This window comes from Sphingobacterium sp. GW821-FHT03E03, assembly GCF_059420745.1.
In genome coordinates this window covers 101142-124291 of record NZ_JBWKUH010000013.1, presented here as the reverse complement: position 1 = coordinate 124291, position 23150 = coordinate 101142, and the positions used below count along the sequence as shown (strand labels likewise).

Sequence of the window (23150 nt, the reverse complement as noted above, 5' to 3'; positions counted from 1 at the left end):
GATTTCTTAAACTGGTTTAAGTTGACACGATTATTGTTGCTTTATATTTGATCATTAAAATTAAAGCATATGTATAGTCAATTTTTTGTTCGTCTGGCTGTGGCAACAGCCTTTTTATCTGCGGTGGCGGATCGTTTGGGTTTTTGGGGAGCACCCGGCACGGCGAATGCTTCATGGGGAAACTGGGCGAATTTTGTCGCTTATTCCAATCGGCTTAATTTTTTTGCGCCTGCTTCCATGGGGAATGTACTAGCAATCGGAGCTACGGTACTCGAAGTAGTTTTGGGAATTTTGCTTTTGATCGGCTATCGGACACGTTTGGTAGCGCTGTTGTCTGGAGTGTTGCTGACAATTTTTGCATTGACGATGATGCTGTCCTTTGGGATCAAAGTCACTTTCAACTATTCGGTCTGGGTGGGTGCAAGTGCTTGTTTTTTATTGGGAACAAACCGAATTTTTCCCTTCAGCCTAGATAATTATTTGGAACGGCATAGAAAAAAATAAACAATTTGATTTTTTTATTTTTTTTCGGGACAATTGGCTCTTAACCGTCTTATAAGTATAGACTTTTTTACAAAGAATACGTTTTTCATAGGTTAGTGTGAAGCCGCTGCAAATTCCCCATTTGTACGGCTTTTTATGTTTCTGTTACATTTCCTTTAAATTCACTTCTTTCTTCTCGCCGTCCTTATCTATGGTGATGCGTTTCTCTATATTCGCCTTGTCAATATAGGATGACCTAGCTGTTCCGTAATTTGTGGTAGATCCGGTATAACCCCAATAGTTATAATAATTAGTATACCCCGATACATAGGAATAATTATAGGAGTTGGAAAAATCAAAGCTGGTCATAATAATGTAATTGCCAGGCATTAATTCAGCAAATTCAAAGTGTCCCTCATCATCATAAACCTTCGCGTGTTTGACGGAATGTCCAAAATCGGGATCCAGCGGGACCTCTGCAACTTTCTTTTGCTTTCGGATCTTTTTGTTTACCTCAAGCCATTCTTCATAGTATGCCGAATTTGGAAAAAGCATAATCTCCGTTCCTTTTGGCGCATATTGTTTTTTCGCTGTATTGACTAGACCCGCCAGCCTTTTGCCAGAGCTTGACCGTGCATAAGCGGTGCCGATGATTACGCTATTACCATTGGATATCTGCTGAATAGCCTGCCCTTTGTTAAATCGATTTTTGATCGGCTGGTAATCGAGCTCCTCGTTGACTGTAATTTCCCACTTACCATTGCCCATGGACATTTCTCGCTGCCAGAGTCGCCGGTCTTTCTTATCCACGACATAATTATAGATTGCACCCGTATTTTCTTCCAATAGCGTGATTAACCAGGTGTCATGTTTGCCCGTTTTCGGAGAGCCATAGCTATAGCTTTTGACTTCTTTAATCGTATAGTATTCCACCTGAACATTGGATTCGTCATTGTAGTAAAATTGGGGGATCCGTGCCTTATATCCGACATCCAGAGGAAGTGTTCCCATCAGATGGTCTGTCCAGTTGAAGTCAATAAATGGTTCGGTAGAACGTAAATTCAGCTTTTTATCTTTTTTTGTTTCTTTGGAATAATAATTACCAGTGATGGTCTCCCCAAAGTTGAGATTTAATTTTGTTTTCTTGGCGTCACTGGCATAGCTGATGGATTTTAGTGTGCTTCCATCCACGACGCTGGTACGCGCTGTAACCCAGGCATTGTCTTTGGGGGTATAAGAACTTGTCAGGCTCAATTGATTGTTGGCCGCAACAATATCATAAGTAATTGTTCCTTGTTTGTCCCAGTTGTTATCTTTGACATAGTATACCGTGTAAAGTGACTTCTCCGGTTTTATATACTTGGTATTGATATCCGGGCTGCCGGGTGCGACTATCTTTTGACTTAATGCCACAAAGGGAAGCAGGCCTGCTGCTAAAACAAGTGCATACGATTTCATATATGTATTCCTATAGTTAATGAAAAACAAGCTGGTTTTTCTTGTTCATTTAATTAATCTAAGGTAATAAAAAAGTTTTTTATTTTTTTGGGACAATCGCGATTCTGAACCGTCTTACTATTGACACAGATATTTAATTGTCTATTCTTAGTTTGGTTATAGCCGCATTGAATTACCCGTTCTTGCGGTCTTCTTTATTTATGTTACTCTTCTGTTCGACTCTTATAAATTTTTTGAAATATTTTGGAACAATCGCTGGACTCGACCATCATACTAACTACTTTTCCTAAGTATATGTTTTTTATCATAGGTTAATGATGAAACCGCAATGAGTTCCCCACTCATGCGGCTTCTTTGTATAGTTGATGGTTGTTGTCCAACCTTTTATTTTTGAGAAGGGACTGTACTGCTTTTGGGTACGTCATCCAATGTTTTAAGAAATGCAATAATTTTGGCTGTTTCTTTAGCTGTTAAACCTAATGTATCCGTCGGTAGGGTCTGATTGTCCAGCTTAAAGCCAAACTGCTGACCACCGCCTTTGTTGTAAAAGTCCATGACCTGCTCTAAGGTAACATAACCTCCATTGTGCATGTAAGGAGCCGTTTTGCTGATATTGCGGATAGTTGGTGTTTTAAAGGAGTATTGCAATTGGTGGACCGTCTCATGATAGCGTCCTCTGCCTCGGTCTGGATCCAGTTGCTTATTACGATAGTCTGTGGCCACGCCCAATACTTCGGATTCGGTCTTGGCATATTCAGGCGGCACAGTCCCGTTAAACAGTGGAACAAAATGGCAGGTAGCACATTTGGCTTTGCCGACAAAGAGGTTAAAGCCTGCTTTCTCATCTGCTGTCAGTAGCTGTGACTCGCCCCGCATATAGCGGTCAAACCGGGAGTTGAATGTACTCAGCGAGCGGACATAACTAGCCAATACATTTTGTACCTGCCAATTCTCAACGGTATCGGTCTTATAAATCTTGTTAAATTCTTTTGTATAGACCTTATGTTGATTCAGACGGTTGGCAATTTCCAGCATGGATCCGTGCATCTCATCCTTATTGGTGATAACGTCCACGCTCTGTCCTTCAAGATCCTCACGACGCATATCCCAGAATTGCCCATGTTGATAATTGCTATAGGAAAGAGAAGGGGTATTGCGATCCATCTTTGCACCCGATAGGGTAGTTGGCACTTTGAGTCCGTCTGCAAAGGCCTTGTCTGCGTGATGACAGGAAATACAGGATCTGCTCTGGTCACCAGAAAGGATATTGTCCCGAAATAACTTGGCTCCTAAAACAACTTTTTCGGAACTCATTTTTTGTCGTTCTGAGGGAACAAAAAAATCCGGATTAAAGGCGTCTTTGCTAAATAAATTGGAGGCTTCGGGCGAAATAGGGTGATTGACATTCAAGGATGGGATATTTTCCAATTGCCGAAACTGATGCAGTGCATCGGAAATTTTATTCAAATGTTGATCCATTAGACTGAGGCAGTCAAATTGATTTCGATCTGCACTCTTGCCCAAGATGCTATTTGTCCTGTTGATTAAAACCAGGATCTTTTCAATCTCTTCAGGATGATTGACCTGCTCTTTGATCATCGCCAACACATCAGCTACGCCATTGAGGGCATGAGTTGATTCGATGAGACCTTTACCCGAGATCGGGGTGTCAAAGCCCGTAACCCCTAAGGTAGTGATCCGAAATATCTGGTTGCGCAATGATTCCATGAGTTGGGGGAGTGATAAGGTATTGACCTCAAAATAAGTGTCGATCGCCAGGGACTTGTTTTTTAGTTTCTTTAAAAATCGAATAATCTGTTGTTTTTCTTCCTTTTGATAGCTGGGGTAGAAATATTCCTCCAATGTCTGCAAACCTTCGGCTTCGATGACGGCATTTTCTTCCAATTCAATTTCGTCTAGATTGGGGCCATTCAAAAAACGGGCGGTCTCGGGCATAAAATAGCCAACTGCCCATTCCATGGATTTGTACGTGGACCGCAACTGATCAAATCCCTGTTGCAGCTGTTGGTCAATGCTATTATTTTCGACGTTGGCGATCTGTTGGTCAATCTGTTTATCAAATGTGGTATTGATCGTTAACACCCGCTGTCTTATATCTGGTAGATCTTGAGGATCTGTCGTATGATTTCCTTTACACATGATAGCGAATAATACAATTGCTATCAGACCGCTCACAAGCCAATATTTCATCTATTTTTTATGTTTGAATAAAATAACAACAAGGGTATCCTTTCGCAGTGAAGGGATACCCTTGTTGGGTATTAATGTTGATTTTTAGTAAAATTATCGTTGTACGTTACGGATAAGAACGACTTGACCACCTTCCTTGTTGGTAACAGCTCCGGATCCATCAGCGTTGGCAAATTTATCATTCCGCCAAGTGTGGGAGTGGATATTGACAGCAAAGGTATTTGGAATGCCAACCAATTTGGAAACATCTGTCATCGCACCAAATTCCCATGAACCAAATTTACTGAGGTTGCCACTTTGGTTGTAATTTTTTTGCCAATCTGTGTTATTGCGCTCATGTTTCATGTTTAACCAAGGCTTGTAGGTCTTGGTCGCCATATTGTATTGCCAGATATAAGAATCGTGTTTGGCATCAGTATAATAAGAATCACCATCTTCCTGTATATACACGTAGTTCTCAGTCACACATAGGTTGTCAGGATTGATCAGGTTATTTCCCGGATCAGAATCTCCCTCAGCAATAACTTCCAATTTACCCTTCAGCATATCTTTAGAGTCCATATTCAATTTATAGACCCGGCCCCACATTGTTAATCCTTCTGTTGGGGTCTTGCCGTCACCCGACTGGCCTGTTGCGGTAAAATAGACTTCACGTCCATTACCAGCACCTTTACGGTAATCCACATCTTCTACTCTGGAGAAACGAATGGCTTTGTTGTCTATGTTAGCTTGGTTGATTTCTTTACCAGTTTTGTTTTTGGCATTTGGAATTTCGACAAACTCGACATCATAAGAACCACCCTTTTTCATATTTGTTTCGGTATAGTCATTATTGCTACGCTTTAGGGCGTATAGCTTGCCATTATCCAAGTCACCTTGTTGATCAGCGATATAAAGGATCAATTGGCCAGCAGATTGATGGTCTGAACCGTACGATTGATCTTCTCCGATCAGGATATAGGTCTTGCCATTGGATACGTCTTTTGGAAGTGGTACCGCATTTTCCATGGAAGCTTTTCCTAAAGCCGGTTTAACACGGTTTTTGTCCGAGCGTTGGGCTACAGATCCCAGCGGATCCAGTTTATGAACCATACTCTCTTCGCCCGATTCGCCCGCTGTTAGAAAAGCGGAGAAACCATGCTCTTCAGGTGTGGCAAGCGTAGCCGAACAAAGTCTGGTACTACCGCCAGTACCATCCATGATATATTCGCCTTTAATTGGTTTGAAGTTTTTATCGAGATAAACACGGGATACCGATTGCGTGATTTCGTGGTTACTGATCATCAGGAAACCATCTGATTTGTCATCCTTCATAAATCCAGCGCCATCGGGTTGACCAGCGAATACGAATTCGGGACTACCGGATAATTTATCTGAACTTGAGATCAGGGTGGTGATCTTTAAATTTTCAAAACCTGGCATGCCAAAGACAAAAGCGGGTTCTTTCGAATAGTTTTCTAAATTTTCCACTGGCGGATTCTCTCCACCATCTCCGATTTTATCGTTGTCTTTACAGCCAGCTATTGCCACTGACAATAGCAAACTCAGGATTGTAATTGGGTTTCTTCTCATACCGCAAAGGTATTCTGAGGATATTAGCTGTATATTAACTCTATTTTAAATAAACAATTTGCCATGAAACAGAAAAGATGATTAATTTTATGTTGGCATATTTTTCTGATTTTTTATTTTTAAATTGATCCTAATGTAGAAATATGTGAGGAGAAAAAATAGAGACAATTGCTATACTCAATCTTGGAGCTGTAACTGATAATGCATCACAAACTGATTAAACAATTGAATAACCCATTTGTTAGTCAGAAATAAAACCGATATAACCATTTTCTCTTACATTTGCAAAAGAGAGGCAAACCAAGTTGTTCGATTATCGGATTGTATAGTGAGCCCTCACTGTATATAATTCCGATGCGATGGCTGTATCTTTTGGGAAGATGTTTTTTAATGTGCGTGAAAAAGAGGTGTTAAAAGGAATAGTTGATGGTATGGATAGTCAGGAGATCGCAGACTGTTTGTGCCTATGTATTCATACAATCAATACTCACCGTAAAAATATCTTAGCTAAGGCGGGAGTCAAGACTCCCATGCAGCTGATCAAAAAGACAATTGGGGAAGGTTATGTTTAATTTTGGATAAATATTACTTTGGTCAGCTATTTACCTGTGTTTTGGTATTCTTTAAATTTATAGTAACAAAAAGAGGAACCTAGATTCCTCTTTTTGTTTTTTTTTCGTTAAAATCCAAGGTAAGATCAAGTTTTACTTGAAATTAGTTTTTTACTTGAAATCAGTTCCTGTTACTTGGATGAGTTTGTTTTATTTGCCGGTTCACCGCGAAGTACGATTTTGGCGGCTTGTTTTCCGTTGTTTTCCTTTGCTTCGGAGCTGATGGTACTAGTAGAACGCACGTTTACATTCGTTATAGTATTTGGTTCTGCCGACCTAATTTCTGTTACCTTTGCCGATCCGGATGTAGCAGTTCCTGTTTTTACTATCGAAACAGCTTTGGGATCATTGACTTGAACATTGTTTGCTTTTACCGATGTGACAGTGCTCACATTCGCTGTTCCACGCATAGTTATCCGTTTAGGTTCCCGATGCTTTTCACTTGAATTTCCGCCGGAGGTGCCATTATCGGTAGCATTTCCATTTCCATTCGCATTACCGTTTACATTGATCCGTTTAGGTTCCTGAAATTTTACGTTTTCAACATACACCTCTTCCACTTTGGGTACCGCATCGAATTTTACCTCTTTAGGTGCTGGCGGCTTATTTTTCATTGTTTTCTTGCTGTTTCCACCTGTTTTTTTGGGTTCTGGAAAGCGTATTGTTTCTTCTTTTGGAGCAGCATTTTTCTTGCGTTCCATTGCGGGAGCTCCTTCTCTTCTGGGCGGATTAGGCCGTTCAGATACCGCTTTTGGGGCATCCGGTTTTTTGGAAGTGGGGGGAGTATTGGCCGGTTTCGCAGGCTCAGTTTTTTCTGTTTTGGCCGGCGTTGTTTTCTGTGCTTCGACATGAGTCGAAAACAACAGGCTTATTGCTGTTGTCAGCAATAAGGTAAGCGCAGGCATCAGCAGGAGCTTACCACTGTTCGTTCTTTTCTGTAACATAATTAATCGTTTTTTTGTTGTTAAAAAATTAAAATTACTGGCCGGTAATGCGTTTATATCGGGGGAGGACATGCTCCACTGGATAATCAGATGTTGGTAACTGGCGCGTTCATAAACCTGTACTACGGCATCGTCTGCCAGGTATTCGTGGTTTTGTCGAACAGCCCTGTTGATCAGGTAAACCATGGGGTTGAACCATAATACAATGCGCATGAACTGCATGAGCATCACGTCTATGGAATGTCGCTGGTCTACATGTGCCTGTTCATGAGCGATAATCGAAGCCTCAATCTCTCCTTGTAAATATGCGCCACGGGGTACATAGATCCGTCTGAAAAATGAGAAGGGAGTTTTAAGGCCATGAATACTATAAATTGAAGGATTGTTTGTTGCTGATGCGCGACCGATGTAGGATGAAAACTTTTTATAGTTTACTATATACCTAATCAAAAGTACAATCGCAATCAGTAGATAGGCAAGGAAAATAGCCGTGTTGGTTGATATCAACGATTCCTGAGGGACGGCTACAGGGGCTGTGATGGCAAGCTCCATATGCTCTGGAACGACTTCCGGTTGAACCCTATTAAAATGAAAAAAATCAGGGATAAATGACGGCAGAGCAGTTTGCACCAATGGTGCAAAAAGAGCGATAGGTATAATAGCAAGCAGATAAAACCGGTTAAATGCCAATAGCTTATGCTGTTGCAGAAGAGAAATGTATACCAGATACAGTAAGCCTGAACAGGTGATCAATTTTCCCAAATAGATAATCATGTCGCTTTGTTTTTAATTTCTGAATCAATTATTTTTTTCAGTTCTTCCAATTGCTCCTTGTTCAATTGCGATTGTTTTGTAAAAAAGGAAGCGAATTTTAACGCTGAATTATCAAAATACGTTTCAACAATATCATTGACGTGTGCGAGATAATAACTGTCCTTGTCGAACAACGGATAATACTCACGTGAATTGCCATATAATACATACGATATGGCTCCTTTTTCGGTCATTCGTTTTAATAATGTCGCAATCGTCGTCGGAGCAGGTTTGGGTTCAGGATAGGCTTCCATAAGGTCTTTCATAAAGGCCTTTTTCATGTCCCAGATGTACCCCATCAATTGTTCTTCAGTCGCTGATAATTTATTCATACTACAAATATAGAATCTATTCTACATTTTGTAGAATGAAAAATGTTAAAATTTGTTATTTACTTGTATTTAATTGATTTTTAGTGTTTTATTTTTGTTTTCGTGCTTGTGATAAACAATTTTTGTTACAAAAAAAGAGAATGGCGACTGCTAAAATAATGAGCCTATGGGATACTGGGGGGGACTTTATCTGGAATGCTAGTGGAAAATGAAGTGAGACTGCATATCGAACCTGGAATACGAAATGCCTTATATCAGGGGTTTCTTTTTTGGATTGGCATTAAAATATTCTTTTTTAAACTGGAACATCTGTGCCATTTTTTGTGCGCGCCATTTGGCTTCGTCAGCCTTTTCACCTGTATATAGCCGATCGACGGACGCTTCAAATAAAAGGAGCCATTGATCGAAATGTTTTGCCTCAATGGGGAGGGGGATATGGGGTGGAAATGGACTGCCAAAGTAGGTATGTTCATCTAGTAAGATCGTCTGCCAGAAGCGATACATTTTTTCCAGGTGTACGCCCCAATTGTCCTGAATACGTTCCTGAAAAATAGGGCCTAGGAGATTGTCCTGACGAACTGTGCTGTAAAACTGATCGACTAATATTTTTATGTCCGCGATGGTTTGAATGTCCTGTTTCATGGGTTTAATGCCTGATTTTGTGAAACGGATACTTCATCTGTAGCTGTTGCACGGTGTATGAATAGGATAAATTTAGCGAGAATATAGGAGAATTGAATCAGGTTGATGTAAAGATGTGTGTTAAAAATATTGGATTTTTCTTTTATTGTCAGTAATTTGAATAGATATTTAGGGAAAACACATGGGAAAATACACTTTTTTTGTCCTGCTGCTGCTGGGATGTTACACCGCGCAGGCACAAATCACCGATATTACAGTCAACAAAGAAAATTTTGAATCTTCGGGTTTTCCATTTAAAGGCAAACGTGTGCTGCAGGTGGAGCATATTCAGACCGAAAAGGAAGATAATTATATCATTTTTTCAAAAGAGGAACGCGGAGCAGATCCGGATAAACTATATGCTCAGCAATTTCAGCGAAAAGATGGTATGTGGGTACCTGTTGTGGAGGAAACTATCGTTGAAGATGGTATTATTACTTCGGTGTGGGAATCTAGAAAAGCATTCTTTGATGCTGACAAAGATGGTAAATTGGATGCGGTGTTTATCTATTCGAGACATCCTAAGGATCATGTCGAAAAGCAGCTGAGCTGTATTGCTTTGGTTTTATATAAGGGACAATTTTATCGTCTGCGCGCAGATGCGGAGGATGGATATACTAAGACTTCCTATTCGGACAACTACGCTTCTTTGCCTAATGAAGTGAAGGAGAATGTGGAACGCTATTGGGAAAATCTGGACAAAAGATAATAGATTGTAATACTGAACACTAAGACAAAAGGGCCATTCAATTTTGGAATGCCCCTTTTGTCTTTGATTATGCTCGGATCGCTACAGTCCTGTTTGGAATATTGAATACATAGGCTTTTTTTTCTGAATTGCCTGTTTTTATTGATTCGTATTTTTCATTAAGGCATCAATGAACTCGTTACGCTCGGTTTATTGATCAGAAAGAACTTCAGTCAATTTTCATTGCTATTGGTGCTTTCCCTTTCGTATTTTACTGAATGGAAGCCAATAATTGTTTTTCCTCTTCTTCTTGCGTTTTACCAATGACATAGCGTGTAATGTTTTGATGTTTGATCTCATCAATTGTATGGATCACATCTTTCGTTCTAGCGTCTTTGCTCGGCTTGATCAGTACGATCATATCCTTGCTTTTGGACAGGGTATTGATCTTTGCTTTCAATTGCGCGAGCACTTGCGGTAATGTCTTTTCTATATCGCTTGGCTTTTCGGAAGCGGCAATGGGCTTCTTGAAGTCGCCATGATACCACATAAATTTTCCATCCCCAAGGATCAATGTCGCTGTCCGGTTTTCGTCAATGAGTACTGGTGGTGTAGCCTCGCCTTTTGTTTTGTCTGGCATGGCAATATCCATTGCTGCGGGTTTGTTTAGGGTTGTGGTTAGCATGAAGAAGGTGATCAAAAGAAAAGCAAGGTCTACCATTGCTGTCAGATCTACCTTTGGGGCCATTTTTCGGCTTCTAATTTTTTTCTTTCCGCTTTCTTGTGTTTTTTGGTTTAATTCTGCCATGATGCTTTGTCTTTAGGTTATAACTCTTGTTCATACACATTGATATGATGCCCAAGAGAGAACTATTCCATATTTTTTTTGACAATGGGAGCCGTTTTTTTCTTTGATTTTTTTTAGAGGGTTCAATTACAATAGGTTAAAGAATTGCCTAATAGAAGATGATAGACCAAGATTTGCTAGTGCTAATAATAGTGTTGTAGTGATACTAACTTCTAAGGTTGAGAACTTGTCTTCTCTGGTAGTAACTATCGCAAAAAGGTGAAGCAGAGATAAAGTGGTCGTGGCGGTTGTATAACATAGGTAGTCAGTTAGGGGAGATTGTTGAGGAACGTATTTTCGTTGAGGGAAATGAAATAAAAAAGATTAGTAACTTGCCAATAAAAAATATGGAGCAGGATAAAGGACTTGTCTATACAGATATCGTATCACCGGTAGGGAGCATAAGGCTTGTGGCGACCAGACGTGGTCTTACTGCTGTATTGTGGGAAGGTGAAGACTATACCCGGACAAAGTTATCTCAACCAGATAAAGATGACCATGCGCCATTACTTTTACTCGCTCAGCAACAGCTTTTGGAATATTTTGATCGCAAGCGCACTGTTTTTGACCTGCCGCTGGATATGAAGGGAACTCCCTTTCAGCTTAAGGTGTGGGAAGCTTTGCTCACTATTCCTTATGGCCAGACAAGAACCTATGGGGATCTGGCGCGTCAGCTTGGCGATATCAAAGCTGTACGCGCAGTCGGTGGTGCATTGAACAAAAATCCGATATCCATTATTGTACCCTGCCATCGGATCATCGGTGGATCTGGGAAACTCGTTGGTTTTGCAGGCGGCCTGAAAAATAAGTCTATTCTTATTGATCTGGAAAAGAAAGATCGGACTCCGACATTGTTTGATTGAAAGTAGGCGCTAACCTACAACCAGCCTTCCTTTATCGCCTTGGTTATTAGATCCACGGGTGTTTTTACGCCAGCTTTAGCAAGAATATTTTTCCTGTGCGTGTTTACTGTGTGAAGACTGATACACAGCTCATCTGCAATTGTTTTGCTCATTTTGCCCTCAACGATACATTTTAAAATTTCTCGCTCTCGCTTTGTAAACATATCATAGGATTTTGTGAACGCTTGATCGAGTTGAATATTAAAAAAAGAAGGTTCGTCATCAAGTCCAATAAGTGAGAAACAGGGTTTTCCTTCTTGTTTTATATGCGATATGTCGGTATGCAGAGAGAGTGTCCGGTAGAAGTTATTTTCATCATAATCTATCTGAATAGCCTGATGCAAGATCCTGATATAGTGTCCATCTTTTCTTTTGAACCTGAAATCATATTGGACTTTATAGCTTTTTATTTTTTCATAAGGTAAACTCTTAAAAAACTCTACGACTTTATATTCAAAGTTGAGAAAATAGGGTTTGTCATCAGGATGGATACGTTCCATGAGGAATGGAATAGAAAGCTCATCTGGTTTATAGCCGATCAGGTTTTGGCATTCTTCGCTGATGACCTCGACATCCCCAGTATACATGTTGAACACTAAATAATAGAAATTTCCTGCTTGAAATATATTTAACAAGCGTCTATGAAATTCGATCTGTTGTTGTAAGTGTGAGGTATCTGCTGTTTTCTCAATGTCTACAACTGTCTTCCAGAATTTCTTTGCTGTAAGGTAATATTTGGATTTAGGTGACTCCATAAAAGTTAATCGGTTAATACTGTAAATCTACAAAAAAGTACCTGGATATCTGAATGAAAGAACTCAGGTTTTTTATCGAAAAATCTTCTAATTGTTATCCTGAGAGACGGTAGGGGAAGATGATAAAGTTCGAACCCCGGCCAACCCTTCTGGTTCGAATCAACTTGTCTTTAAAATAAAAGATCCCTCATCTTTCGATGAAGGATCTTTCTGCGGAGAGTGAGGGATTCGAACCCCCGAACCTGTGACAGTTAACGGTTTTCAAGACCGCCGCATTCGACCACTCTGCCAACTCTCCGCGACAAAAGTAGAAATTCTGAATAGATTTGCAAAACTTATTTTTGCAGCAATGTCTTATGGTTTGAAAATGAGCAAGATTATTTTAAAAATGCTATGCCGGAATAATCTCGTGGCAGTGTTTTTTGATATTGGCAGCTATTTTATCGATCGGTAGATCATCCTGATCTATACCAAAAGGCTCCTCAATGGATTCACCGATCAATTCAAGCGAAGCTAATACGTATAGAATAAACGGAACGGCGACGACAACAAAATATCCGATCGAAAAAACATAGCCTACAGGAAGTGTCATTGTATAGAAGATAATGAACTTCTTGATAAACGCGCTATAAGCTAATGGAATTGGCGTATTTTTTATCCGTTCACAGGCTCCACATACATTGGTCATGGAGACAATCTCCTCATTGAGTATAATCAATTGGTCTCCACTGACAATTCCTTCTTTGTAAAGATCGTTTATCTTCTGAAAAATCATATTGGAAACCTGATTTGGACCATGCTTCTTGCTGTCCAACGCCGTAAGTTCGGGATGCTCGTTTTCATCGAGCATAAACTTGGTGTAGTCAGATCGCAAAAAATCATATAGGGTCTCCGCAAACAAGGGTATAGTTTTTCGGAAGAAACTGCGATTGACCTTGTCATCCGCATCGAGCATGGCGTTGAGCTTATAGGCAAAGGCCCGGCTGACATTGGTCAATGTACCCCATTGTTTACGTGCTTCCCACCAACGGTCATAGGCCGAGTTGGTTCTAAATACCAACAGTAAGGAGATCACAAAACCCAACAGGTTATGGACGATGGTAATGTTTTTAACCCAGCTTCTTTCATTTAATTTGAGATATTCCAATTCGAGATAGGCTATAGCCCAGGAGTAGACAGCTATTAAAATAAGAAAAGGTAACAGCTTGTTAAAGGTGTCTGATTTATGCAATTTGAAAGTTGCTGACAGCCAATCTTTAGGGTTGTATACGATCATATACAAAAATATAAATTGTTATGAAAACTTTGCGAGTTAATTGTGATTCCCGTAACTTCATCATCGTATGGCGCAACAGCAATCAAAAAGAACAAAAGGGAGTGGGAAGAAACAGCAACCTCGCGAAACCAAATGGATATGGATGATCGTGGGGATGTTTATATTTTTCTTATTTCTTGTTGCATGGCACTATAAAGCCGGAATAATATATTACTTCCGTGTGGCAACATCCAAAAATAAATCTTTAACAAAGGAGGCTAAGTATGATATCCGTAATATCGAAATCATGAGTAAGCATGATGACAAGGTATTTGGTATTGATGTTTCGACTTATCAGGATGATATCGATTGGCAGAAAGTGAATACGATCAACGATCAATTTCCCATCGACTTTGTATTTATCCGGGCGACGATGGGGGAGAGGCGTATAGATGATAAATTTAGCCGAAATTGGTCCAAAATACGTAACCGGGCTATCTTACGGGGTGCATACCATTATTTTCGGCCAAATGAGAATTCGGTCAAACAGGCTAAAAATTTTATCCGTAAGGTTCAGCTCCATCCAGGAGATCTTCCCCCCGTACTCGATATTGAGGAGCATCCGAAACAGCAATCTATGGATAGCCTGAAAGTGGGATTGAAACGTTGGCTCGAGGAGGTGGAAGCACATTATAAAGTCAAACCTATCCTATACTCCGGAGATAAATTCTATAGTGATTTTTTAGAAAAGGAATTCGCAAACTATACCCTCTGGATCGCGAACTATAATTTTTGGATTGAAAATCCAAAAGAGCATTGGGCATTTTGGCAATTTTCAGAAAAAGGCTCTGTGGCAGGTATTCGTGGAAATGTTGATTTAAATATCTATAATGGTAAAATAACTGAATTGGAAAAATTACTTATCCCCTTTAAATAGCAAATAAGATGAACAGAATTTTAGTAGCCGCATTGATAGGGGCTGTCTTTATATGTCCTGGTGCTCTGCCAGCTAATGCAAAATCAAATCTACAGCAAAAAGAATCACATTATACCACAGCTGATTTACCATTACTTGCCTTGAAGCAATTTAGAAAACTGCGTAAACAGCATGATGTGGTCGTTTTGGATACAAGGTCAGGTGATGATTTCTTAAAGGGTTTCATTCCAGGATCGATCAATGTAGGTTTTAAGGGACCATTTGATATTTTCCTAAAGCAGGTTGTCCTTGATAAAAACCAAAAGCTCTTAATTGTTGCTGAGGAGCAAGACCATAAAGTGGTGTCAGAGCGTCTAGCGCAATTGGGCTATGCAGGTGTTATCGGTATATTGGACGGTGGTATAGACCGCTGGAAAGAACGGGAACCTGTAGATTCTGTCACAAACCTAAGCGCAGGAAGATTTGGAGAAAGATCAGATCCAGGTCATATTGTGGATGTACGGACAGTGAAAGAATTTGATAAGGGACATATTGACAATGCAATGAACATTCCCTTGACGGATTTCATTAATTTTGGTAACACGCTAGAAAAAGATAATAAGCCACTTTATGTGCATTGTCAATCGGGTTATCGCAGTGCGGTTGCCGTTTCTATTTTGCGTGCCAAAGGATTTAAAAACGTGTGCAATATTCAGGGTGGATATAAGGCATTGAAAGATGAAATAAAGGAGAATTAATAATGGCAACTTTTGACCAGATTATTCAATCAAATTCGCTGGTTTTAGTGGATTTTTTTGCGACGTGGTGCGGTCCATGCCAGACGATGGCGCCGGTGTTACAGGATGTAAAGGAATTTTATCAGGAGGATCTATCGATTATAAAAATAGATGTGGATAAGAATCCAAAAATTGCTTCCATTTATAAAGTAAGTGGAGTACCTACTTTTATATTATTTAAAAATGGTCAACAGCTGTGGCGCCAGAGTGGGATGATCCCAAAGATGGAATTGCATAAGCTGATCGACCAGGCGAAATAAATCGGTGGGTAAAAAAAATAAGGCGTTCAATCAAATTGAACGCCTTATTTTTTTAATGATTCTCTGGTTTTGATAGGTAGTGTTATATAGCACTAAATATTAAAACTCATCATCATCGTCGAAGTCATCCAATCCTTCAATTTCAGGAATTTCGAAATCATCGTTTTCGAAATCATCATCGTCGTCATCAGGTCCATTGAAAGACGCGAATTTTACTTCTTCAAGATCTTCGTTAGCTAATATTGCCGTGTTCATAAAATAATACTTTATTGTTGCTTATTCAATGTTGTAAAATTAGAGAAGAAAACTATTTTTTAAAACTTTTTTTAAAAAAAATATAGCCCTTTATTTTTCTGCTAATCAGTATGTTGAATTGTTTTTTAAAAATAAAAATTTATTTTATTTTATTTACTCATTTGTTTCGCCAATTGCATTGTCTTCCGTAACGATATCTTTTAGCTGCGGAAGATCACGAACACCATTGATTCCGAAATGATCCATAAACTGTTGGCTGGTAGCGTACAACAATGGTTTGCCTATTGTATCGGCTTTGCCAGCTATTTTGATCAGTTTCTTTTCCAGTAGTCTTTGGATAGAATAATCACAACTGACACCTCTGATCTGCTCAACTTCCAGTTTGGTAATCGGCTGTCTGTATGCGATAATGGCAAGTGTTTCCAAAGCCGATTGACTGAGCTTGCGTTTGTTGTTGTGATTTTGTAATTGCTGTATCGCCTCGTGATAGACCGCTTTGGTCAGAAACTGATACGAATTATTGATATACCGTAACTCCAATACCTGATCTTCATCCTGATATTTGTCCTCAATCTTTTTGATTAATTCACGCAACTCTTCTTTCGATAATTCAATAGCCAAGGCTTCTTGTAGAATCTGTTTGATATCGGCAAGATCTATTCCTTCTGCAGAAGCAAAAATAATTGCTTCAATATTTCTAATGACGTCTTTCAATGTAGGGTATTAATAGTTAATGACTTGTTCGACCATGTGCGCAGGCAGTTCTCTGAAATCATATTTTTGCGTTCTTAATTGCGGTTCAAAACCCGCTTCCAGAATAGCTTCTTGTATTGATCTGGAGGTAAACCGATGGGGAGCACCTGCTGCCGAAACGACATTCTCCTCGATCATGATGGATCCAAAATCGTTGGCACCAGCATGCAAGCATAACTGGGCGGTGCGTTTTCCAACCGTAAGCCATGATGCCTGGATGTTTTTGATATTTGGTAACATGATTCGGCTTAAAGCGATCATACGGATATACTCTTCACTGGTAACATCATTGGTAATGCCGCGGAGTCTTTTTAATAATGTGCCATCATCTTGGAAAGGCCAAGGTATAAAGGCCATAAAACCATAAGAATCGGCCGGTTTTTCATCTTGCACTTCTCTAATCCATACAAGATGTTCGAAACGCTCTTCGATGGTTTCAATATGCCCAAACATCATGGTAGCGGAACTAGGCAGATTGATTTTGTGCGCCGCACGCATCACATCGAGCCATTCCTTGCCACCGCATTTTCCTTTGGATATCAAACGTCTGACACGGTCATTGAGAATTTCGGCTCCGGCTCCCGGTAAAGAATCAAGACCTGCTTCTTTCAATTGAGTCAACACGTCGATATGGCTCATGTTTTCCAGTTTAGAAATATGGGCGATTTCCGGTGGACCGAGTGAATGGAGTTTCAGTGTAGGGTAAAGTTCCTTTAACTGTCTATATAGATTTTTGTAGAATTCAATACCTAAATCCGGATGGTGTCCTCCCTGTAGCAAAAGTTGGTCGCCACCGAATTTAAATGTTTCTTCGATCTTCTGTTTGTAACTCTCGATATCGGTGATGTAACTGTCTTCATGACCGGGACGACGAAAGAAATTGCAGAACTTGCAGTTTGCAATACAGACATTGGTCGTATTGACATTCCTGTCGATCTGCCAGGTTACCTTGCCATGTGGTACTTGTATCTTGCGCAATTCATTGGCTACGAAAGTCAAATCAGCTGTGGGTGCATTCTGATATAAAAAAACACCCTCTTCCTTGGAAAGGAACTCAAATCGGAGCGCCCGTTCTAATAAACTACTTACATTCATCAAAACAAATATAAGTACCTTTTAGCGGATTTAAATGTATTTGGCGAATATTTGACATTCCGACTTGATATTGAGCGGGAAGCAGATAAACTAAATTTTCTCAACTTTCCTTTGTAACAGAAATATGGATGTTTGACTTAGTGTATTAAATACAATAACTTGATTTATAGTGTGTTGTGATTTAAATTAAGAATTTTCTTTTTTTTATATTTTTTATTCTTTACATTTATTTAACAGATTTTAACATTTCTGTAAATAACCAAACTGAAATTGAAAATGATAACCAAAGTGGCTCATAATCAGTGGCAATGCATGTTGTTTCTGTTGGAGCTGAACGACCAAGACTTAAAATAAACCAATACCAAGCTAAACAAACAGATAAATAAACATAAATTTTTTTAAACCACCTATTTAAAATTATGATGAAAAAAACGGACAAAAATTGCTGTTTTGATCTCATATTGGGCCAAAAGTTCAATAAGAGGTTCTTGCTGATGAGTTCTCTGCTCATCGCAGGCGGAATGACTGCTCAGGTATCTGCCAAAGGAGCTGTTACTCATGGTCGAGTTGAAGTCGTTTCGTTGGTGAAAACTAAAGGGTTGCAGGAAATACCTATTAAAGGTGTTGTAAAAGATGCCACTACAGGCCAGGCGATTACCGGTGTATCGGTTAAAATCAAAGGAACAAGTAAGGGAACATCAACAGACGCGGATGGTGCATTTACGATCCAGGGAAAAGTCGGTGATGTATTGGTCGTGAGTTACATCGGTTACTCAAGCGCTGAAGTGACTGTCACGGGAAAAGCGGATCTGGCAATTTCGTTAAATTCTGCTGAAGGTGCACTGGAAGAGGTTGTGGTCACAGGTTATTCCTCACAACGTAAGAAAGATTTGACCGGTGCCGTTGCAGTTGTCAGTGTGAAAGACCTTAAAACGACACCTGCTGCCAGTGCTGTAGAATCATTGCAAGGACGGGCGACAGGGGTTCAGATTGTCGTAGATGGTGCGCCGGGATCAACTCCGCAAATTAAGATCCGGGGTTATAGTACGATCAACAATAATGAACCACTCTATATTATAGATGGTGTTCCTTATGAAGGCAAATTAAGCTGGCTTAATCAAAACGACATTGAATCCATGCAAGTGCTGAAAGATGCCTCCGCAGCTTCAATCTATGGTTCACGCGCGAATAATGGTGTGGTTATCATTACCACAAAGATCGGAAAGGAAGGAAAACCTCAATTTAACCTTGATTCATACTATGGTGTACAAGTACCAAATAGCTCTCGTTTTCCAAAGATGTTGTCTCCACAACAGACCTTGGATATCGAAAATTTATTAAACGGCGAAAGTAAAAAGTTGCCAGATTATCTTATAAACGGTCCAAAAGTAGGCGGGAAAGATGTAATAACAGACGCTGATATCGACATGTCAAAGTATAAATTTGACGCAGGTAGTCGTGCTGATTTTTTCCAGATCACAAAAGCAAATAAGATGGGTACCAACTGGTTTGATGCATTGTCCCAAAATGCACCTACACAATCACATCAGTTAAGTGTGCTTGGTGGTGGAGAGAATGCTTCATATGCGATTTCCGGAGGTTATCTGAAACAAAAAGGTACCATTATCCATACCGGTTTTGAAAAATATAATCTTCGTTCAAATACACGGTTCTCTGCTTTCAATAACAAGTTGCGCTTTGGAGAAAACATGCAATATAGTTTTACAGAGGGCTTTGGTGTTGGGGTGAATACAAATACTGCGGGTGATTATATCGGTGAAGGAAGTGCCCTAGGTTTCGCTTATCGTATCCATAATATTATTCCGGTCTATGATATGGGCGGAAATTTTGCTGGATCCGTTGGGGGACAATTTGGTAACGGTGAAAACCCGGTCGCTATCGCCTATCGTGCGAAAGATAATAAGAATAAGAGTAATATGTTCTTCGGAAACGTATTCGGGGAATATGATATCTTATCGGGACTGACATTCCGTAGCAGTTTTGGTATGAAGTATGAAAACTATAACGGCATATCATATACTTACCCTAATCCCGAATTTACGGAGGGAAGTTTTAATAATGGGATCAATGAGTTCTTTGGGTTAAATAAAGAATGGACTTGGACAAATACGTTAAATTATAAAGCAACATTTAATGAAGATCACAGTCTAGCTATCTTAGCAGGTACTGAGGCTATCCAAAATAGAAACAGACAGATCAGGGGTAAAGGAAATGGATTCTTTACTATGTCGACTCTGGATTACCTTTATTTGGACGCTGCATCAACAGGACGTGTGAGTGAAGGCGGTGGCTCGGTAGGCTCCTTATTTTCTATTTTTGGAAAAGTTGACTATTCGTTCAAAGACCGCTATATCTTGAGCGCGACGGTGCGTCGGGATGGGTCGTCCAATTTTGGTCCGAACAACAAATATGGTACTTTCCCAGGCGCCAGTGCAGCTTGGCGTTTGTCACAAGAAGAATTTATGAAAGGCATATCCTGGCTTTCTGATCTGAAAATCAGAGCGGGTTATGGGGTGACGGGTAATCAACGTATTCCTGCCAATCAATATTTAGATCGTTATCAAGTTGCGGTGAATTCTTCATCCTACCCAATTGACGGAAGCTTGACATCAGGAATGTGGCACAATGCCTATAGTAACCCTGATGTAAAATGGGAGCAGGTTTCTGCGTTGAACCTTGGTTTGGACTTTACCTTATTGCAAGGTGATTTTGATGGATCCTTCGATTGGTACAATAAGAAGACCAAAGATATGTTGTATCTGCTTCCTTTGCCAGCCGTTGCAGCAGGTCGTGCCGCATCGCCTTATGTCAACATCGGGGATATGGAAAATAAAGGGATCGAACTGTCTTTAAATTATCATTACGGGAGACGCCAACAGAGTGCCTTTACATTGGATTTGTCGGGTACTATCTCACGTAACGTGAATAAGATCGTGTCATTGGCCCCTTCTGTTAGCCAACAGGTGTACGGAAGTTTTAGAAGTATGGAAACCTCTATCCTCAAACCCGGCGAAGCAATAGGTGCTTTTTATGGCTATAAGGTAATCGGAATCTATTCTGATGCGGATATGGCCAACACCGCTGTCGCGAAGTATGAAGATGGAAAATCCAGAGCAGGAGCGCTTAAATATGAAGATGTCAATGGTGATGGAAAAATTGACGCTAATGACCGTACAGTAATAGGAAGTCCACATCCTGATTTTGTCTATTCATTCAATATTAACGCCGGTTACAAGAATTTTGACTTTATGGCTTATTTCTATGGGTCAAAAGGAAATAAAAACTATGAGGCGACACGTTATTTTACCGACTTCGGTGTATTCAGAGGGCAAAAAAGCGAGCGGGTGCTGGATGCCTGGGATGCAAAGAACAATCCCTCAAGCATGATTCCTTCGCAGGTAAATAATGCCTCAGCATATGAATATGCTTCTTCGAGCTATTATGTGCAAGATGCTAGTTTCTTAAAGCTAAAGAACCTTCAGGTCGGCTACAATTTTGATACCAATAAGGTTTTTGGTAACAATACTGGCATAAAGAAACTGAGAGCCTATGTTGGGGTTACGAATCTGTTTACCATTACGAAATACCAAGGTTTGGATCCAGAGGTCAGTGCAACACCGTCTACATATTCCGCATTGGGTGTTGACTTTGGTGTGTACCCACAGGCACGTCAATATATGTTGGGTGTGAGTCTTGGATTTTAAGCACGGAATGAATTACGATAAAATTTGATTGAAATGAAAAAAAGAAATATAATTACAGTTCTAGGTATATCATTGATGTTATTGAGCTCATGTGGTAAATCTTTTCTAGAAAGAGATCCACAGGGTGAGCTGCCTGAGAGCCAGGTCATCAATTCGAAAGGGATCGAAGCGTCATTAATAGGCGCCTATGGAATCCTGAATGGGAATGTGAACGGCACCTGGGGGAACTATGCTTCAGCGCCGAGCCAATGGTTATTTGGCGAAGTAGGGGCCGATAATGCACATAAAGGCTCTGAGGCGACGGATCAGCCCAATATGAATATGATCGAATTCCATACGCCAAATAGCTCTAACGATAATCTGAGCACCATGTGGGAAGTGTATTATGAAGGGGTGTCACGTGCAAATAATACATTGCGCCTACTAAAATTGGATCAGGCAGGAGGAAAAACCGTTACCTCTGCCAGAGCAACGGAAATTGAAGCCGAGGCAAAAGTGTTACGTGCGCATTATTACTTCTTCCTGTGGCGAGTTTTTAAAAATTTGGCTTATGTCGATGAAAATACCTCCGTCGATGATGCTAAAGTAAAACCAAACACAGATGATGTTGTTCCTAAAATTATCGATGACCTGAAATTTGGCATCGCTAACCTCCCACAGGCAAAAATCAATAAGCAGTCAGGGCGTATGGATAAAGGAATAGCGCAAGCTTATTTGGGAAAAGTGTATTTATATCAAAAGAAATATGCTGATGCCTTGGCTTTATTTAAAGATGTCATCGGAAGTAAAGATATCCGTACAATGCCTTATCAGAATAATTTCGATGTACTTACTAAAGATGGACCAGAGGCGCTTTTGTTAGCAAAGCATGCCATCAATCCTGATGGAAGCGGCGATAACGCTAATGTGGGGGATATGTTATCTGGTTTGAACGGGAGCAATCCTGTTGGCTGTTGTGGATTCTATCAACCAACAATCGATCTGGTAAATGCTTATAAAGTCGATGCTAAGGGTCTACCAATGTTAGATACTTACCGTAATAATCCGTATAAATCTGACTTTGGTCTTGTGGACAAACCGGGTGATTCGGTAAAAACGCATTACAAACTGGATGTTACCTTACGTTTCGATCCTCGTTTGGATTATACAGTAGGTCGTAGAGGTGTACACTTCTACGATTATGGTGTAATGCCGGGAGATGCCTGGATCCGTGAGGTAAGTTCAGGAGGGCCTTTTGTGGGAATAAAAACAATGATCCCAAAAAGTTTACACAGTGGACACACGGCAGCTGGTGCGGCTTATATCACTGATCTGGATGTAAATATCATTCGCTTGGCTGACGTTATTCTCATGGCAGCAGAGTGCCAGGTTGAACTTGGTGATCTGGATGGTGCTTTGAAATCGGTCAATGCCATTCGCGAAAGAGCTGCTAAATTACCTCCAAAACTAACAGGAGATGATGTTCCCGCTGCAGCGTATGATGTAAAACCTTACCCTACTTTCCCTGATCAAAATTTTGCACGTAAAGCTGTCCGTTTTGAACGTCGTCTGGAATTAGCGATGGAAGGACACCGGTTTTATGATTTAGTAAGATGGGGCGAAGCTAAAACCGTTCTGGAAAGCTACGCGAATTTTGAAGGCGGTTTTATGGCTCGTTACAAAGGCTTAAACTTTAAGCCTCAAAATGAATATCTGCCAATTCCACAGTCACAAATTGATAGAAGCGGTGGCGCCTTAAAGCAAAACCCCGGTTATTAATACCTGATATAAAGACAGCAAAAGGAGGAAATTCGTTCC

General features: G+C 40.2%; 21 protein-coding genes and 1 tRNA gene. 9 read left to right on the top strand and 13 right to left on the bottom strand.

Annotation, left to right across the window (positions count from 1 at the left end; genetic code table 11):
• Positions 1-69 precede the first annotated feature (69 nt).
• On the top strand, positions 70-504 hold the full coding sequence (locus tag AC07UV_RS15605) for a DoxX family membrane protein (RefSeq protein ID WP_495184407.1): 435 nt from the start codon (positions 70-72) through the stop codon (positions 502-504).
• Between the two features lie 144 nt (positions 505-648).
• Here AC07UV_RS15605 and AC07UV_RS15600 read toward each other — a convergent pair whose 3' ends face one another.
• The 3 genes from AC07UV_RS15600 to AC07UV_RS15590 all read right to left on the bottom strand — a co-directional run bounded on the left by AC07UV_RS15600 (position 649) and on the right by AC07UV_RS15590 (position 5724).
• On the bottom strand, positions 649-1941 hold the full coding sequence (locus AC07UV_RS15600; RefSeq protein ID WP_495184406.1) for a DUF3108 domain-containing protein: 1293 nt from the start codon (positions 1939-1941) through the stop codon (positions 649-651).
• A gap of 384 nt (positions 1942-2325) precedes the next feature.
• Positions 2326-4152, bottom strand: coding sequence for a cytochrome-c peroxidase (locus AC07UV_RS15595; RefSeq protein WP_495184405.1), 1827 nt, complete (start codon positions 4150-4152; stop codon positions 2326-2328).
• A 93-nt stretch (positions 4153-4245) separates the two neighbouring features.
• Complete coding sequence (locus AC07UV_RS15590; RefSeq protein WP_495184404.1) at positions 4246-5724, bottom strand: PhoX family protein; 1479 nt, start codon at positions 5722-5724, stop codon at positions 4246-4248.
• Between the two features lie 359 nt (positions 5725-6083).
• On the opposite strand from AC07UV_RS15590, the gene AC07UV_RS15585 reads away from it, so the two are divergent.
• Positions 6084-6296 carry a helix-turn-helix domain-containing protein gene (locus AC07UV_RS15585; RefSeq protein ID WP_282250139.1) on the top strand — a complete coding sequence of 71 codons (213 nt, stop codon included), beginning with the start codon at positions 6084-6086 and terminating at the stop codon, positions 6294-6296.
• A 170-nt stretch (positions 6297-6466) separates the two neighbouring features.
• On the opposite strand, the gene AC07UV_RS15580 is transcribed toward AC07UV_RS15585, so the two are convergent.
• The 3 genes from AC07UV_RS15580 to AC07UV_RS15570 all read right to left on the bottom strand — a co-directional run bounded on the left by AC07UV_RS15580 (position 6467) and on the right by AC07UV_RS15570 (position 9066).
• Positions 6467-8053: a M56 family metallopeptidase gene (locus AC07UV_RS15580; RefSeq protein WP_495184403.1), complete on the bottom strand. Its 1587-nt coding sequence runs from the start codon at positions 8051-8053 to the stop codon at positions 6467-6469.
• Positions 8050-8424 carry a BlaI/MecI/CopY family transcriptional regulator gene (locus AC07UV_RS15575; RefSeq protein WP_259187433.1) on the bottom strand — a complete coding sequence of 125 codons (375 nt, stop codon included), beginning with the start codon at positions 8422-8424 and terminating at the stop codon, positions 8050-8052. The genes AC07UV_RS15580 and AC07UV_RS15575 overlap by 4 nt, the downstream gene beginning before the upstream one ends.
• Before the next feature lie 249 nt (positions 8425-8673).
• Entirely contained in the window at positions 8674-9066 is a 393-nt protein-coding gene (locus tag AC07UV_RS15570) for a group III truncated hemoglobin (protein WP_495184402.1), read from the bottom strand.
• A 181-nt stretch (positions 9067-9247) separates the two neighbouring features.
• Between AC07UV_RS15570 and AC07UV_RS15565 the strand changes: the two genes are divergently transcribed.
• Positions 9248-9814 (top strand): hypothetical protein, encoded by a 567-nt coding sequence (locus AC07UV_RS15565; RefSeq protein WP_282250133.1) that lies wholly within the window; start codon positions 9248-9250, stop codon positions 9812-9814.
• A gap of 250 nt (positions 9815-10064) precedes the next feature.
• On the opposite strand, the gene AC07UV_RS15560 is transcribed toward AC07UV_RS15565, so the two are convergent.
• Positions 10065-10601: an ExbD/TolR family protein gene (locus AC07UV_RS15560; protein WP_495184401.1), complete on the bottom strand. Its 537-nt coding sequence runs from the start codon at positions 10599-10601 to the stop codon at positions 10065-10067.
• 386 nt (positions 10602-10987) lie between these two features.
• On the opposite strand from AC07UV_RS15560, the gene AC07UV_RS15555 reads away from it, so the two are divergent.
• Positions 10988-11503, top strand: a complete 516-nt coding sequence (locus AC07UV_RS15555) for a methylated-DNA--[protein]-cysteine S-methyltransferase (RefSeq protein WP_495184400.1) — start codon at positions 10988-10990, stop codon at positions 11501-11503.
• Positions 11504-11517: 14 nt separating this feature from the next.
• Here the strand turns inward: AC07UV_RS15555 and AC07UV_RS15550 are convergent, their stop codons facing one another.
• From AC07UV_RS15550 to AC07UV_RS15540, 3 genes are all read right to left on the bottom strand, one after another.
• A complete protein-coding gene (locus tag AC07UV_RS15550) occupies positions 11518-12297 on the bottom strand; it encodes a LuxR C-terminal-related transcriptional regulator (protein ID WP_495184399.1) in 780 nt (259 codons plus the stop codon).
• A gap of 213 nt (positions 12298-12510) precedes the next feature.
• Positions 12511-12595 (bottom strand) — tRNA-Ser (locus AC07UV_RS15545).
• Between the two features lie 93 nt (positions 12596-12688).
• Positions 12689-13573 (bottom strand): bestrophin family protein, encoded by an 885-nt coding sequence (locus tag AC07UV_RS15540; RefSeq protein ID WP_282250128.1) that lies wholly within the window; start codon positions 13571-13573, stop codon positions 12689-12691.
• Positions 13574-13640: 67 nt separating this feature from the next.
• Here AC07UV_RS15540 and AC07UV_RS15535 point away from each other — a divergent pair, with 67 nt between their 5' ends.
• Genes AC07UV_RS15535 through trxA form a run of 3 tightly spaced genes read left to right on the top strand, consistent with a single transcriptional unit; the run spans position 13641 to position 15525 of the window.
• Positions 13641-14489, top strand: coding sequence for a glycoside hydrolase family 25 protein (locus AC07UV_RS15535; RefSeq protein ID WP_495184398.1), 849 nt, complete (start codon positions 13641-13643; stop codon positions 14487-14489).
• A gap of 8 nt (positions 14490-14497) precedes the next feature.
• Positions 14498-15226: a rhodanese-like domain-containing protein gene (locus AC07UV_RS15530; protein WP_495184397.1), complete on the top strand. Its 729-nt coding sequence runs from the start codon at positions 14498-14500 to the stop codon at positions 15224-15226.
• Positions 15227-15228: 2 nt separating this feature from the next.
• The gene (gene trxA, locus AC07UV_RS15525; RefSeq protein ID WP_104385868.1) at positions 15229-15525 is read left to right on the top strand and encodes a thioredoxin; all 297 of its coding nucleotides are present in this window, start codon (positions 15229-15231) and stop codon (positions 15523-15525) included.
• Positions 15526-15624: 99 nt separating this feature from the next.
• Here the strand turns inward: trxA and AC07UV_RS15520 are convergent, their stop codons facing one another.
• From AC07UV_RS15520 to mqnC, 3 genes are all read right to left on the bottom strand, one after another.
• A complete protein-coding gene (locus AC07UV_RS15520) occupies positions 15625-15780 on the bottom strand; it encodes a hypothetical protein (protein ID WP_167457266.1) in 156 nt (51 codons plus the stop codon).
• A 153-nt stretch (positions 15781-15933) separates the two neighbouring features.
• Positions 15934-16494 (bottom strand): SMC-Scp complex subunit ScpB, encoded by a 561-nt coding sequence (scpB, locus tag AC07UV_RS15515; RefSeq protein WP_282250119.1) that lies wholly within the window; start codon positions 16492-16494, stop codon positions 15934-15936.
• A gap of 9 nt (positions 16495-16503) precedes the next feature.
• Positions 16504-17628, bottom strand: a complete 1125-nt coding sequence (gene mqnC, locus AC07UV_RS15510; RefSeq protein ID WP_495184396.1) for a cyclic dehypoxanthinyl futalosine synthase — start codon at positions 17626-17628, stop codon at positions 16504-16506.
• Positions 17629-18047: 419 nt separating this feature from the next.
• On the opposite strand from mqnC, the gene AC07UV_RS15505 reads away from it, so the two are divergent.
• Both AC07UV_RS15505 and AC07UV_RS15500 read left to right on the top strand, forming a co-directional pair.
• Complete coding sequence (locus AC07UV_RS15505; RefSeq protein WP_282250116.1) at positions 18048-21353, top strand: SusC/RagA family TonB-linked outer membrane protein; 3306 nt, start codon at positions 18048-18050, stop codon at positions 21351-21353.
• A 33-nt stretch (positions 21354-21386) separates the two neighbouring features.
• Positions 21387-23111 carry a RagB/SusD family nutrient uptake outer membrane protein gene (locus AC07UV_RS15500; RefSeq protein WP_282250115.1) on the top strand — a complete coding sequence of 575 codons (1725 nt, stop codon included), beginning with the start codon at positions 21387-21389 and terminating at the stop codon, positions 23109-23111.
• Positions 23112-23150 lie beyond the last annotated feature (39 nt).

Coding starts and splice junctions, on each gene's coding strand:
- AC07UV_RS15605 (WP_495184407.1), top strand. CDS start 70: ATGTATAGTCAATTTTTTGTTCGTCTGGCTGTGGCAACAGCCTTTTTA.
- AC07UV_RS15600 (WP_495184406.1), bottom strand. CDS start 1,941: ATGAAATCGTATGCACTTGTTTTAGCAGCAGGCCTGCTTCCCTTTGTG.
- AC07UV_RS15595 (WP_495184405.1), bottom strand. CDS start 4,152: ATGAAATATTGGCTTGTGAGCGGTCTGATAGCAATTGTATTATTCGCT.
- AC07UV_RS15590 (WP_495184404.1), bottom strand. CDS start 5,724: ATGAGAAGAAACCCAATTACAATCCTGAGTTTGCTATTGTCAGTGGCA.
- AC07UV_RS15585 (WP_282250139.1), top strand. CDS start 6,084: ATGGCTGTATCTTTTGGGAAGATGTTTTTTAATGTGCGTGAAAAAGAG.
- AC07UV_RS15580 (WP_495184403.1), bottom strand. CDS start 8,053: ATGATTATCTATTTGGGAAAATTGATCACCTGTTCAGGCTTACTGTAT.
- AC07UV_RS15575 (WP_259187433.1), bottom strand. CDS start 8,424: ATGAATAAATTATCAGCGACTGAAGAACAATTGATGGGGTACATCTGG.
- AC07UV_RS15570 (WP_495184402.1), bottom strand. CDS start 9,066: ATGAAACAGGACATTCAAACCATCGCGGACATAAAAATATTAGTCGAT.
- AC07UV_RS15565 (WP_282250133.1), top strand. CDS start 9,248: ATGGGAAAATACACTTTTTTTGTCCTGCTGCTGCTGGGATGTTACACC.
- AC07UV_RS15560 (WP_495184401.1), bottom strand. CDS start 10,601: ATGGCAGAATTAAACCAAAAAACACAAGAAAGCGGAAAGAAAAAAATT.
- AC07UV_RS15555 (WP_495184400.1), top strand. CDS start 10,988: ATGGAGCAGGATAAAGGACTTGTCTATACAGATATCGTATCACCGGTA.
- AC07UV_RS15550 (WP_495184399.1), bottom strand. CDS start 12,297: ATGGAGTCACCTAAATCCAAATATTACCTTACAGCAAAGAAATTCTGG.
- AC07UV_RS15540 (WP_282250128.1), bottom strand. CDS start 13,573: ATGATCGTATACAACCCTAAAGATTGGCTGTCAGCAACTTTCAAATTG.
- AC07UV_RS15535 (WP_495184398.1), top strand. CDS start 13,641: ATGGCGCAACAGCAATCAAAAAGAACAAAAGGGAGTGGGAAGAAACAG.
- AC07UV_RS15530 (WP_495184397.1), top strand. CDS start 14,498: ATGAACAGAATTTTAGTAGCCGCATTGATAGGGGCTGTCTTTATATGT.
- trxA (WP_104385868.1), top strand. CDS start 15,229: ATGGCAACTTTTGACCAGATTATTCAATCAAATTCGCTGGTTTTAGTG.
- AC07UV_RS15520 (WP_167457266.1), bottom strand. CDS start 15,780: ATGAACACGGCAATATTAGCTAACGAAGATCTTGAAGAAGTAAAATTC.
- mqnC (WP_495184396.1), bottom strand. CDS start 17,628: ATGAATGTAAGTAGTTTATTAGAACGGGCGCTCCGATTTGAGTTCCTT.
- AC07UV_RS15505 (WP_282250116.1), top strand. CDS start 18,048: ATGATGAAAAAAACGGACAAAAATTGCTGTTTTGATCTCATATTGGGC.
- AC07UV_RS15500 (WP_282250115.1), top strand. CDS start 21,387: ATGAAAAAAAGAAATATAATTACAGTTCTAGGTATATCATTGATGTTA.